Origin of the sequence: Latilactobacillus sakei subsp. sakei DSM 20017 = JCM 1157 (genome assembly GCF_002370355.1) — a bacterium.
In the GTDB taxonomy this organism is placed as follows: domain Bacteria; phylum Bacillota; class Bacilli; order Lactobacillales; family Lactobacillaceae; genus Latilactobacillus; species Latilactobacillus sakei.
Map to the genome: position 1 here is coordinate 1,045,718 of NZ_AP017929.1, position 12,779 is coordinate 1,058,496.

A 12,779-nucleotide genomic window follows, 5' to 3' on the forward strand; every position below is an offset into this window, starting at 1 on the left:
CATCAAAACGAATAATTTTGGTGAGCGTCTTTTTTGTGGTTGACTTCAAGAGTGTACTACGTATAATAGTACAGTGTAATACAGTGATTGATTTAAAGGAGGTGCCAAGGCGATGATGATTGATAAAACAAGCGCTAAACCGTACTACGAACAGATTATTTTATTGATTAAGGAACAAGTCCTTCAGGGGATTTTAAAACCGGGTGAACAAATTCCATCTGTTCGAGAAATGGCGCGGCAATTAATGATGAACCCGAACACGGTAAGCAAGGCCTATAAATTGTTAGAAGTGCAAGGCATTATAGTGACGGTTAAAGGCCGGGGTACTTACATCGCTGAACACCAAGCGACCGACCGGGATAATGTTAAAATCGCCCAACTGAAGGCACAATTACAAGAACTCGTTTTAGAAGCTGTTTATTTAAATGTTTCAGAGGCTGAGATGAGTGAATGGTTAACCGCACAATTTGAAAGGGGTCCAAAAGATGCTGACAATTAACAAGTTACATAAACGAATTGATCAAAAATCAATTCTAGAAGAGATTAGTTTTGAACAAGAACCGGGGGAAATCTTGGGATTGGTCGGTCGTAACGGTGCCGGTAAGTCGACATTGCTAAAAAGTATCGCCAGTCATTATTTATTGGATGGTGGTCAGATTTTGATTGATCAAGTTTCAATCGATGAAGATCGTCGCTTGCGGACACAAATTTTTTATTTAGATGAAGATCATTTATTTTTCAAAAATTTAACGTTATTACAGATTGGTCGCTTTTACCAACAAGCCTATCCGCAGTTTGATGAAAATCAGATGACTACTTTATTAGCGCAATATCGCTTACCACTCAAACAAAATTATCGGCAATTATCAAAAGGAATGCGGGGCTTATTCAATATTATTTTAGCTATCAGTAGTCATGCACGGTACATTTTGTTGGATGAACCATTTGATGGCTTAGACGTCATTATTCGTAAAAATGTCATTCGACTATTGCTCGATCAAGTGGGTGAACAACAATTTTCACTGCTGATTACCTCGCATAACCTAGCGGAATTAGAACCTTTGATTGACCGGACACTGATTTTAAAGGATCGGACAATTAGTCACGATTATCGTTTAGAAACACTCCGCCAAACAGCACGGAAGTTGCAACTGGTATTAAAAAACAACGAGATTCCAGCGCTAGTAAAAGAAAAAGGGCGGTTATTAAATATTTCAGGGCGCGTGATGGTCGTTTATTTCCCAGACTATACAGATAAAATTAAACAGGAGTTATCCGCATTGGACCCTGTTTTATGCGAAGCACTACCGATTACATTGGAAGATGTTTTCGAAGCAAACTTAATTAACGAACAAGACTATCAAGTCTTCGTTTAGAAGTGGAGGCAGTAAAAATGCAAAAACAGTTAATGAAAATCATGCAATTACGTTATTGGAAATACTTGGTCGGCTTGTTTGTGATGATTGTTGGGCTGCAAGGGATGAGAAGTATGACTGTTGTTGATAAATGGCAAACATCTGATCAACATTATCATTCGGAACAGTTTATTAAAGATTTTAAGCAACATCCAAAGTCATATCTACAAGAAGATCGTAAAGGCCATCCAAAAAAACAATCATTAGAGTCTTATAGATTAGAAGCTAATCCAGTTTTTGAACAGACTTACGAGTCAGAATTTATGATTTATTCACCAACGATGATCGTGCTAATAATGATTGTTTTTGGTGCAGGGCTCTTAACATTTGCCAATGATCGACGGACTAATTTTGATACGTTTTTGTTTAGCTTAGAGAGTTCGCGACGACGGCTATACTGGACGAAATTGGGTTATGGAATTGGAACATTATTAAGTAGTCTGTTGATAGGAGATGTTATCTACTATTCAGTTCTGAAGTTAAAAATTGACGCGTCATACGTTCAGCTAAATATCCCAACGCTAATCCAACGTGAGATTGGCAGCCTTGTTTTAATGTTAGGGATTTTTACAATCGGTTGTTTAATTGGATTACTAATTGGTAAGTTACCAACGTTATTAATTGGTAGTTTTGGTTTTATTTGTTCACTCTCTTTCGCTATTCCTAGTATGAGTGACACGCGACGTTTTGTAATGAGTCGAGGAAGTGAACAGTATGGTGTTAACCCTGATAGTAATGGCGGGTTACTCACTAAGTTATTAACAATGGGTGATGGGCAATACCGGTTGTATCGTAACCAACAACAAATTGGATTAATCATTGGTTTGTTCGTAGTAACTTGTCTATTGTTATGGGGTGGCGCTTGGATTTATAAACGCTTATCACTTGAAAATAAGAACCAATTGGTCCAAATTGCTGGCTTTAAAAAGCCGCTGGTTGTTATCGGCACATTATATTTGGCATGGTTGTTTGGGATGAATGGAGTTTTCAGCCGCCAACCTTATGAACTATTAGCCAACCATGAAAAAATAGTCTTACTGTGGGTCATCTTACGAAACATCGTCATTATCGGGATTATCGGTTGGCTTTATACAGAGCGACCATGGCAACGATTTAAAAATAGAAGATTAAGTTAATAAAAACAGCCGCCCATATTATGATGGGCGGCTGTTTTTGGTTGAGATTAGAATTGATAACGTGCTTTTCATAGCATACTCCTGCGTTTAGCTACACAAGTCAAACAATTGGTTGCACCAATTATTCGCCTTGTTAGGCTAATCCTCGGAGTATAAACGCTATGAAAACCACTTCTATGCTTTTTGTCTTCTTGCGATTGCTGGTAAGATCATACCTAGCGCAATGAAGATGATTGGTGTGATGATGTTTAAGCTTAATTGGAACCACCATGTTGAAGGGTTAGCAGCGTATGAAAGCTTAGGAATCATGCCCATCAAACAAGCGAAGGCGGTGAAGAAGAAGCACCAACTACCGACGATTAAGCCGATTTTAGGGTTCTTAGTAAAGTGATATTCTGACGTGAATTTTTTAAGTTGTTTATTTAAGAGGATATAAGCTAAGAATACCCAGAGGTAACGAAGTGGCATGACAACTGAGTTTAAGTTTAATAACCAGTTGTAAAGTTCGTTCATGTTACCAATCCCTAGGGCAGGCACGATAATCAAGAGACCAACGAGGACCCCAGTTAACATGTAACCTTTAGTTGGGATGCCTTTTTTGTTGAGTTTTGAAAGACCTTTAGGAATGAAGTTACTATCAGCGTCGCCCAATAAAATTTTAAGTGGGGCATCAATTGAAAAGGCTAGCGCTGAGATTTGTGCGAGTGTATTTGCTAAGGCATAAAGGATAACGAAGAGTGGTCCAACGTGGTAGAAAGCACCGAGACGATGGAAGGCTTCGTAAGCACCGTTAGCCATTAAATCAGTTGGAATATGGTTTGAATCAAATAACATACCCATCCCAAATGAGCCTAGGATGGCACAAAAGGCCACCATGCCGGCTAAGACTAACATTCCTTTAGGGAATTCTTTAGCGGCATTTTTAGTATTGTTAACGTAAGGTGAGATCTTTTCAGCACCACCAACCGCAAACACTAACATTGAAATGGTTGTGAAATAGTTAACATCAAACTTAGGGATGTATGTTTTAATATTGCCCATGTCTGGTGTAGCAATGTGGGCGCCTTTAGTCATAAAAGGTGCTGAAACTGCGAGAATGATGAACAGAATTGACATGACAAACATAGCGGTCCCAGCAATACTCCCAATCCGGTTCAAGGTCGCGATTCCGCGCGATGATAGCCATAAGAAGAGCAAGAAAAGGGCCAAACAGATGACCGAAACGGCCATTGATGAAATCGTATTGACGAAGTTTCCGTTACCCTTGAAAAGCCAGCTGAGTGCTATGAGAATCCCTTGTGGCTTTTGCGCAAGATATGGAATGTGAACAACCCAGTAAGTCCAAGCAGCGTAGTAAGCGAGCCGCTTAGTACTTGTTGCTTTAATCCAGGAAGAAACACCACCGTTAGCATCTTTAAAAGTAGAACCTAATTGACCAACGATTAATGCGTAAGGAACGAAATATAAGAGCATGATCAGAATCCAAGACGTGATAACGGAGAGACCTTGTTGCGCGTAGTTATTAACCACGTTACCAAGACCCCAAACCGCTACAAAGGCAATAAGTGCAACATTATACCAACGAAGCTGTTTCGATTTAGATTGCATAAGAGCAACCTCCTTTTATAAGTATACTTTGAATATAATCGAAATTTAATCAAATGGCAATCCTAAATTAAGGAATTTGTGAATAAAATTGTTTAAGCTATTGCGGGTTTTATAGCTTATAATAGGATAAAAGAAAAGTTATTGGAGGATGAACGCTATTGGAAAACGGACGAATCAGACGTGCCAGCCGCTTTAATAAAACCCGCTTTGTTTTTATTTTAAAAGGGTTATTAGTCGGGGGTGTGACAGGCTTAGTAGTCAGTTTGTTTCGACTTGCGATTGAAAAAGGCTTAGCACTAACGATTAAGTTGTATCAAAGCTTGCATAGTCAACCACTTAACTGGTTGTGGATAATCGGTGCTAACTTGCTAATAGGCTTGGTTGTGGCGCAGCTATTGAAAAAAGAACCTAATATCAGTGGTTCGGGGATTCCCCAAGTGGAAGGGCAACTAGAAGGCGAATTTGAGCTAGCTTGTTGGTCGATTCTTTGGCGCAAATTTGTTGGTGGTATTTTAAGTATTGCGCCAGGCTTATTCCTAGGACGTGAAGGCCCCTCAATTCAATTAGGGGCGGCAGTCGGTCAAGGCGTAGCGGACCGCTTAGACGATCACGGCGCTGATCGCCGTATTTTAATCGCTGGTGGGGCGGCGGCTGGTTTATCGGCCGCTTTTAACGCACCAATTGCTGGAACCTTTTTCGTACTGGAAGAAATCTATCATAATTTTTCCCCACTTATTTGGCTAACCGCATTGACCAGTGCAATCGGGGCTAACTTCATCTCATTGAATTTTTTCGGATTAACGCCCACGTTGCACATTACGTATACACATAATTTACCGATTAATCAGTATTGGCATCTGATTCTTTTAGGGATTGTGCTCGGGTTGTTGGGCTACGTCTATCAAAAAACGTTGCTTTGGTTACCGCAGTTTTATAAGCGATTACCAGTGCCTAAATATTATTGGGGCTTATTGCCGTTAGTGCTTGTATTGCCCATCGGTTACTTTTGGCCAACGGTCTTAGGTGGCGGGAATGGTTTGATCACACAATTAGGCCAACAAGTGCCAACTTTAACCACGGTGGCATTGTTACTAGTTTTGCGGTTTGTTTTCTCAATGATTTCGTATGGTTCTGGCTTGCCAGGGGGGATCTTCTTGCCCATCTTGTCACTGGGCGCACTAATTGGGGCCGTCTATGGCTTAGTGATGGTCCAATTGGGCTGGTTAGCACCGGTTTATGTCCCTAATCTAATTATTTTTGCGATGGGTGGTTATTTTGCCGGCATCGGGAAAGCACCGTTTACGGCGATTTTATTGGTAACCGAAATGGTCGGGACACTCACCCATTTAATGCCGTTGGCGATTTTATCGTTAGTCGCGTATGTCGTGGTTGATTTGATGGGTGGCGCACCGATTTATGCGTCGTTATTACAACGCCTAATTGGCCAACCCAAAACCGATATGGCACAATTTAAAGATCGTTTGGAAGTACCGATTTTTGCCGGGGCACCATTGGAAGATCATCAAGTCCGCGATGTTGCTTGGCCGGAAACTTGTTTATTAATTGCCGTGCGGCGCGGCGAAACGGAATTGATTCCGCATGGTGATACGCTGATTCGCGCGGGTGACACCTTGGTCATTTTAACCGATCATCACTTACGAGCAACCGTGCGGCGACAGATTGAAGCCGCTGCCCAAACCTTAAAAAAAGCGGATGAGAATCTCGTGAAATAATTGATAAAAAAGTGGTGATTAACTACTTTTTATGCTAAAGTATTAAAAGACAGTGTAGATAGAAAGGTAGGGAGTTAGGTTGGAAAATCTTATCCTGAACTTATTATTAATCGATTCAATCTTGATTGTGATAGCAGTCATGATGCAACCAAGTAAACAACAAGATGCATTGAGTGCTTTATCAGGTGGATCTGGTGACTTATTTGGTAAGCAAAAGGCTAGAGGATTTGAAGCCTTCATGCAGAAGGTAACAGTGGTCCTCGGAACTTTATTTTTCGTCTTTGCAATTGCATTAGTTTATTTATCATCACACTAAAGCAAGTAGGACGGATCGAATTCTAATAAGAACGTTGATGCGGTCTCCTGTTCAAATAGCAGGAGACCTTTTTAAATGAATTAAATCGGTCAAGTACTGGAGGCGGGTTTGAATGCAGTATCGGTTACCACAACCTTACTATTATGATAGTGGCCCTGTTGGCGTGGTGTTATTGCACGCTTATACAGGAAGTGCCAATGATGTTCATATGATGGGCCGTTTTTTAGAGAAACAGCAAATCAGTGTACTTGCACCGCATTTTACGGGGCATGCCACTTTTGAACCACTTGATATCTTAGAAGAAGGTAGTGTCCAAGCTTGGTGGGCGGATACAACGGCTGCCATTCAGAAGTTACAAGTTGCTGCCAAGAAACCACTATTTGTTTTTGGGTTGTCATTGGGTGGATTGTTCGCGATGCGCGCAATCGAAACGATGCCAGCGGTGATTGGTGGTGGCATTTTTAGCGCGCCAGTACTAGAAGGACCGACTGATAAATTAGAACCGCTATTTCTGGGTTATGCGCAACGCCTTTATCAGATGGCTGAAAAAACGGCCGCTGATCAAGCCGTTCAATTGGCCAAGATTAAGCAACAGTTACCACAACAACTACAAGCAATCGCTGATTTTAGCGCGTTAGTCACCGCCGATTTAGATCAGATTGGTGATAAGCCAGCCTTTATCGGTCAAGGTGGTCAAGATCAAGTGATTGATCCTAATGGCGCATCAGTATTAAAACAACGCTTAGGAGCACAACAAACACCAGTTGATTATCACTGGTATGACAATGCCGGTCACGTGATTACAGTCGATCGGGCACACCACCAATTAGAAACAGATGTTGAAGCATTTATTAAACGTTATGAGAAATAAGAAAGAGGTGTTGATTTGACACAAGTTGACCAAATGAAAGCTGCCATCCTAGCCATTTTTGCAGCAGATGAAACGCAACAATTAAACGTATCAGAAATCAGTGAACGAATCGGTGTGGCCGGCTCACAAGGATTCAAAGATTTAGTGAAAGTATTAGCCGAATTAGAAGGGGACAAACACCTTTTAATGGATGATGCCGGTAAATTCAGATTACCAGCTAGCCAACGCTTAGTCGAAGGGGTTTTCCACGCCAACGATCGAGGCTTTGGTTTCGTCTCAATGGTTGATAAAGAACCAAGCGATCCAGATATTTTTATCGCACCACCAAACACAAACTTCGCAATGAATGGTGACACTGTTGAAGTGGCCATCATCAAAGAAGCAGAAGAAAACAGCCGCCGCGGTCCTGAAGGAAAAGTGGCTAAAGTGATTACGCGGGGGATTGAAGAAATCGTCGGCGAATTCATGCCTTATTCAGATATCCAAAAAGAAAAAACAGGCTTGATTGGTTACATTCAAAGCCATGCTAAAAAATTAAGCAGCTATTTAATTTACTTAACAGACAACGGTTTGCACCCTCAAAAAGGAGACATGGTCCAAGTCGATATTACGTCATACCCAAGTATCGATACCCCTGGCCAAATGCGCGGGATTGCCAAACAAGTCTTAGGGAATAAAAACGATCCTGGTGTTGATGTTTTATCAATTGTTTACCAACATGATATTAAAACAGATTTCCCAGAAGAAGTTCGTTTACAATCAGAAGCTATTCCAGATACTGTTTTAGAAACAGATAAGTTTGGCCGTAAAGATTTAACCGACCAACCAGTTGTGACAATCGATGGCGACGATTCAAAAGATTTTGATGATGCCGTTAATGTCCGTCAATTGGACAATGGTCACTTCTACTTAGGCGTGCATATTGCCGATGTTAGTTATTACGTTACAGAAGGCTCACCATTAGATGCTGAAGCGCTCGAACGGGGGACAAGTACTTACTTAACTGATCGCGTGATTCCAATGTTACCATTCCGTCTTTCTAATGGGATTTGTTCATTGAACCCAGACGTTGAACGATTGGCATTAACTTGTGAAATGGAAATTGACGAACATGGTAACGTGGTCGATCACAACATTTTCCCAAGTGTTATCAAATCAACCGCTCGAATGACTTATAACAATGTTAATAAGATTTTGACGGATCAAGATGCTGACTTACGTGATCAATACGCACGTTTGGTGCCAATGTTTGAAACAATGGCTGAATTACACGAAATCCTCTTGAAGAAACGTCATAATCGTGGCGCAATCGACTTTGAAGAAGACGAAGCTAAAATCATTGTTGATGAAAACGGTAAGGCAATCGATATTGAATTACGTCAACGCGGTCTTTCAGAACGCATGATCGAATCATTCATGTTGGCTGCTAATGAAACTGTTGCAGAACATTACAGTACTGCTAACGCACCTTTCTTATACCGGATTCATGAAACACCAGATACTGATAAGATGAAGAACTTCTTCGAATTTATCACCGCTTATGGCATTCAAGTCCAAGGCTCAAGCAAAAAAGTAACACCAATGATGTTACAAGAAGTCTTGACACAAATTGAAGGTCAACCTGAACAACCCATTATTACAACAATGTTATTGAGAAGTATGCAACAAGCACATTATTCAGATGAATCACTTGGTCACTTTGGTTTGGCTGCTGAATTCTATACGCATTTCACATCACCAATTCGTCGTTACCCTGATTTAATGGTCCATCGTTTAATTCATAACTATGCTACTAACGGCATGACGATTGAAGAAAAAGAAAAATGGGCACCTAAGTTACAACCAATCGCTGAACAAACATCACTTGAAGAACGACGCTCAATTGATACGGAACGTGAAGTTGTTGACCTTAAGAAAGCTGAATACATGCTTGATAAGGTTGGTAATGAATACGATGCTGTTATTAGTTCTGTGACAAGCTTCGGGATGTTTATCGCCTTACCAAGTACGGTTGAAGGGCTTGTACACATCTCTCAAATGAAAGATGATTATTATAGCTTCGTTGAAAGTCAATTGGCTTTAGTGGGCGAAAGAACCCATAAAATGTTCCGAATTGGCCAACCAGTACGGGTTAAAGTCGCTAATGTTGACTTAGATGCACATTCTGTAGACTTCGAATTATTAGCAAGCGAGGAAGTTCCCTTGGCTTCTGCTGAAATTTTGAGTAAGATAGAAGCAAGACCTAAGCGCCCAACTCGTCCAAGAGACCATGAAAAAGGCGGTCAACGACGTGGTGACCAAAAGAAAAACAGTCATCCAAGACGACCAGTGGCTAAAAAGGACTCACAAAAACGTACTTTTAAAAAGTAGGTGATTGAATGGCAAAGAAACATCCACAAAAACCAGCTAACTTAATCGCTCAAAACAAAAAAGCTGGGCATGATTACAATATCCTGGAGACATTTGAAGCAGGATTAGTTTTAACCGGGACCGAGATTAAATCGGTGCGTAAGGGAAAAATTAGTTTGCGTGATGGGTTTGCGCGCGTTCGCAAGGGCGAAGCTTATCTGGAAAATGTCCACATCAGTCCTTATGAACAAGGTAACCAATTTAACCATGATCCATTGCGTAACCGAAAATTATTGTTACACAAGAAAGAAATTGCTAAAATTGGTGCTTTGACTAAGGACAAAGGGATTACAATTGTCCCGTTACGTGTTTATTTAAAACACGGTTTTGCTAAGGTCTTAATCGGCGTTGGTGAAGGGAAACGGGAATACGATAAACGAGAAACGCTCAAGCGTAAGGAACAAGATCGTGAAATGGCAAGAGCACTTCGAAAACGTTAATCAAAAAGAGGTCGGACAATATTGTCCGACCTCTTTTTTTGATGACTATTTAGATTGACGCTGAATTAACAATGCGAGAATCAGGGCGATGATAATTGAGGTGAAACCGATTAGCCAAAATAACAAAGCCAACGACTGATAGTGATGATTTGTCGCCAAAATAATCATAAATGCTGCGAATAGGCATAGCAAAACAATTGCTTTTTGGATAATAATTCCCCCTAATCAGTTGAATGATGGCGCTTTAACGACTATTATAGGTGGTTGGAACGAACTAAACAACAGCTTTTATGATGTCGTGGCGAGTTGACGTTAGTTAATACTAAAACGTAATGGCGTTAACCATCGTTATTCTGTATAATTAATCTAGAATAGTGATAACGTAGGGGGAGGGCTTAATCAAGATGCAATTCAAAAAAATGGGTTTAATGATTCTTACCGGACTCATAATCATTGTGACAACTGTCGGACCAGTTAATGCGGCCAGTCTCAGTGAACTAAAACAACAAGAAGAACAAACACAAAAAAGTATTGATACCATCAATGGTAAAATTCAAGGTACGTTAACAAAAGTGAATACTAAGTATCAAGAAGTCGATCAGTTAAAAAAGAAAATTACAGAAAATGAAGAACGTATTAATAAGACCGAAACAATTCTAGCGGCTCAAAAAAAGGAACTAGCGGAACGAAAAGATTATGCCAAGGCTCATTTGAAGGCCTTACAAAAATCAGAAGATGATCGTGACGTATTAAATACCATATTATCGGCAGACTCGTTGAGTGATCTTTTGAGTCGCGTCTATACTTTGACGATTTTACAGGATGCAGATAATCAAAATATGACTGATTTAGCAACTAGCTATCAGAAAATGGTGACGATTCAAAAGTACTTAGAAGAAAGTAAGGCCGCTTTGGACAAACAAAAAAAGGATTTAGATCAACAAACGGCTGATTTACAAAAGCAAGTAGACCAGATGAAAAAAGACTTGAGCCAGAGCCAAAAACAACTTGCTGATATTAGTAAAAAGAAGATTGAAGAACAAAAAAGAGAGGCTGAGGAACAAGCAAAAGCCGCTGCCAAAGCAAAAGATGAAGCTGCCGCTAAAGCCGCTAGCCAAAAATTAGCAGCAGTTAATAATCAGCAACAAGCGGCATTAGTTGCTGCTGCCAAAGGAAAACCAGGCCAGACGGTTGATGTTCAGGCAACTGCTTATTCAACGGCAGAACCGGGTCTAAGTCGCTACGGTGCAACCGGAATCGATTTGGTGAAAAATCCTAATTGTATTGCTGTTGATCCAAAAGTCATTAAGTTAAACTCGCTCGTTTTAGTACCTGGCTATGGTTATGCTATCGCCGGAGATACAGGTGGGGCGATTAAAGGCCATATTATTGACGTCCATTTTCCAAGCGTCGCTCAATGTGTCAGCTGGGGACGGCGTCATATTACAATTACAATTATTAAATAAATTTAGAACAGCATCCAAACAGATGCTGTTTTTTTAGTGAAAAAATAGCAATTAGGGCACTTAATAATCCATTTAGCGAAATTTTACTTAATTTAATAATATGTCTGTTGAAACATGTTCTTTAATACTATAAACTGGTATATGCCATATCTTGCTTTTTTAAAGCATCGTAAACTAACTCAAAGGATAGCTGATGAAAAAATATTTAGGAATACTGCTTTTATATAACCTGGGTAAATGGTGTCATCAGCCGCTCATAACAGCGGTTGCCATTGCTTGGTTAGGATATGCACTGTACCAATTTGTGCGGCGCCATGGGCAAGATGAAGCGGATGATACTGATGAAATAACACAATCACAAGCGCTTTTTGAGGAAGCTCAGGTTGAGTATCGGTACATCACAACAGCTCAGTTTGAACAGACAATGAACCACTTGGATAACCCTGGGCAATTAGGCGATGTGTTAGTCGCCAAAATGGCACAAAGGCGACCAGTTGGCGCGGTTGCTTTGTTAACGACCGGAATTTTAAAGGCGCGCCAGGCAATGATTCAAACTGGGATCATCGAACGAAGCGATGAGAAAAGAAAAAGTGCTAATACACCAGGGTACGATTTGGTAAGTCATCAATACGCAGAAGTTGCTGGCAAGCAATTTAATTTATACCATCGCACACACCTGTTACCTTTTCGCTTCACGCTCTCAGAAGGGGATAACATTGACGGGTTATTATTTACCGGTACGGCACATTTGAATCATGGTGATCGGCCCCAAATTAATTATCTAATGTTGCACAATCAAGCGCGCGTTAATCAATTATATGCGGCCTATCAAAACAACCATTATCGACTGATATTAAGCGATGTTCATGTACCAGGAGAAGTTGCGGGTACTAATTATTCATTGGATGATTTTGAACAATTGGCAACGCGCATTATCTTAAGTAAAAAGCAGTCTGAAACTGAATTTAAATATGAAGTCAGTTGTGATTATGATACTGAAGGACCATTACCACAATCAATTACGGTTAATTTATGGGATTTGACACATCAAACGCTCGATTTTACCGTCACACTGCCTAATGACATCTAAACAGAATTTGATGCTTAAAACAAAAATATTAATATTTTATTCATTTATTAATGTGTCACTAATAACGGCTATCATATCCGGTTAAATAGGGGTTTTTAGTAACTGTTTAAGCGGCTGTGACAACTTTTTAATAGTATCATTTGTAAATTATAAAAATATTGATAATATCTCTAATTAATAAAGTGAATAATGTTCAAAATAGTCAACGATACTAATCTTTTTGTTAAGTTGAGGGATGTTGGTTGAAATATGGTTTTTAATACTATAAACTAGTTATAACGCTTTAAGTCTTAGT

General features: G+C 40.1%; 11 protein-coding genes. 10 read left to right on the plus strand and 1 reads right to left on the minus strand.

All coding sequences use genetic code 11. From position 1 onward, the window contains the following. Positions 1-112: 112 nt before the first annotated feature. From LEUCM_RS05210 to LEUCM_RS05220, 3 genes are read left to right on the plus strand one after another with little or no spacing between them, the layout of a single operon-like run. Complete coding sequence (locus tag LEUCM_RS05210; protein WP_011375112.1) at positions 113-499, plus strand: GntR family transcriptional regulator; 387 nt, start codon at positions 113-115, stop codon at positions 497-499. Beyond that, positions 489-1,376 carry an ATP-binding cassette domain-containing protein gene (locus LEUCM_RS05215; protein WP_025016042.1) on the plus strand — a complete coding sequence of 296 codons (888 nt, stop codon included), beginning with the start codon at positions 489-491 and terminating at the stop codon, positions 1,374-1,376. Before LEUCM_RS05210 ends, LEUCM_RS05215 begins: the two co-directional genes overlap by 11 nt. A 17-nt stretch (positions 1,377-1,393) precedes the next feature. Continuing rightward, a complete protein-coding gene (locus LEUCM_RS05220; protein WP_056936428.1) occupies positions 1,394-2,551 on the plus strand; it encodes an ABC transporter permease in 1,158 nt (385 codons plus the stop codon). Between the two features lie 174 nt (positions 2,552-2,725). On the opposite strand, the gene LEUCM_RS05225 is transcribed toward LEUCM_RS05220, so the two are convergent. Continuing rightward, positions 2,726-4,159 (minus strand): amino acid permease, encoded by a 1,434-nt coding sequence (locus LEUCM_RS05225; protein WP_025016039.1) that lies wholly within the window; start codon positions 4,157-4,159, stop codon positions 2,726-2,728. 158 nt (positions 4,160-4,317) lie between these two features. Here LEUCM_RS05225 and LEUCM_RS05230 point away from each other — a divergent pair, with 158 nt between their 5' ends. From LEUCM_RS05230 to LEUCM_RS05260, 7 genes are all read left to right on the plus strand, one after another. Next, a complete protein-coding gene (locus LEUCM_RS05230) occupies positions 4,318-5,892 on the plus strand; it encodes a ClC family H(+)/Cl(-) exchange transporter (protein ID WP_016265463.1) in 1,575 nt (524 codons plus the stop codon). Between the two features lie 79 nt (positions 5,893-5,971). Beyond that, positions 5,972-6,208 carry a preprotein translocase subunit SecG gene (gene secG / locus LEUCM_RS05235; protein WP_011375106.1) on the plus strand — a complete coding sequence of 79 codons (237 nt, stop codon included), beginning with the start codon at positions 5,972-5,974 and terminating at the stop codon, positions 6,206-6,208. Between the two features lie 112 nt (positions 6,209-6,320). Further along, positions 6,321-7,079, plus strand: coding sequence for an alpha/beta hydrolase (locus tag LEUCM_RS05240; protein WP_025016037.1), 759 nt, complete (start codon positions 6,321-6,323; stop codon positions 7,077-7,079). Positions 7,080-7,094: 15 nt separating this feature from the next. Beyond that, complete coding sequence (gene rnr, locus LEUCM_RS05245) at positions 7,095-9,449, plus strand: ribonuclease R (protein ID WP_016265461.1); 2,355 nt, start codon at positions 7,095-7,097, stop codon at positions 9,447-9,449. A gap of 8 nt (positions 9,450-9,457) precedes the next feature. Continuing rightward, entirely contained in the window at positions 9,458-9,928 is a 471-nt protein-coding gene (gene smpB, locus LEUCM_RS05250; protein WP_025016036.1) for an SsrA-binding protein SmpB, read from the plus strand. Positions 9,929-10,332: 404 nt separating this feature from the next. After that, positions 10,333-11,394: a 3D domain-containing protein gene (locus tag LEUCM_RS05255; protein WP_025016035.1), complete on the plus strand. Its 1,062-nt coding sequence runs from the start codon at positions 10,333-10,335 to the stop codon at positions 11,392-11,394. Positions 11,395-11,587: 193 nt separating this feature from the next. Beyond that, positions 11,588-12,484 (plus strand): hypothetical protein, encoded by an 897-nt coding sequence (locus LEUCM_RS05260; RefSeq protein ID WP_025016034.1) that lies wholly within the window; start codon positions 11,588-11,590, stop codon positions 12,482-12,484. Positions 12,485-12,779: the final 295 nt, after the last annotated feature.

Coding starts and splice junctions, on each gene's coding strand:
- LEUCM_RS05210 (WP_011375112.1), top strand. CDS start 113: ATGATGATTGATAAAACAAGCGCTAAACCGTACTACGAACAGATTATT.
- LEUCM_RS05220 (WP_056936428.1), top strand. CDS start 1,394: ATGCAAAAACAGTTAATGAAAATCATGCAATTACGTTATTGGAAATAC.
- LEUCM_RS05225 (WP_025016039.1), bottom strand. CDS start 4,159: ATGCAATCTAAATCGAAACAGCTTCGTTGGTATAATGTTGCACTTATT.
- LEUCM_RS05240 (WP_025016037.1), top strand. CDS start 6,321: ATGCAGTATCGGTTACCACAACCTTACTATTATGATAGTGGCCCTGTT.
- smpB (WP_025016036.1), top strand. CDS start 9,458: ATGGCAAAGAAACATCCACAAAAACCAGCTAACTTAATCGCTCAAAAC.
- LEUCM_RS05255 (WP_025016035.1), top strand. CDS start 10,333: ATGCAATTCAAAAAAATGGGTTTAATGATTCTTACCGGACTCATAATC.
- LEUCM_RS05260 (WP_025016034.1), top strand. CDS start 11,588: ATGAAAAAATATTTAGGAATACTGCTTTTATATAACCTGGGTAAATGG.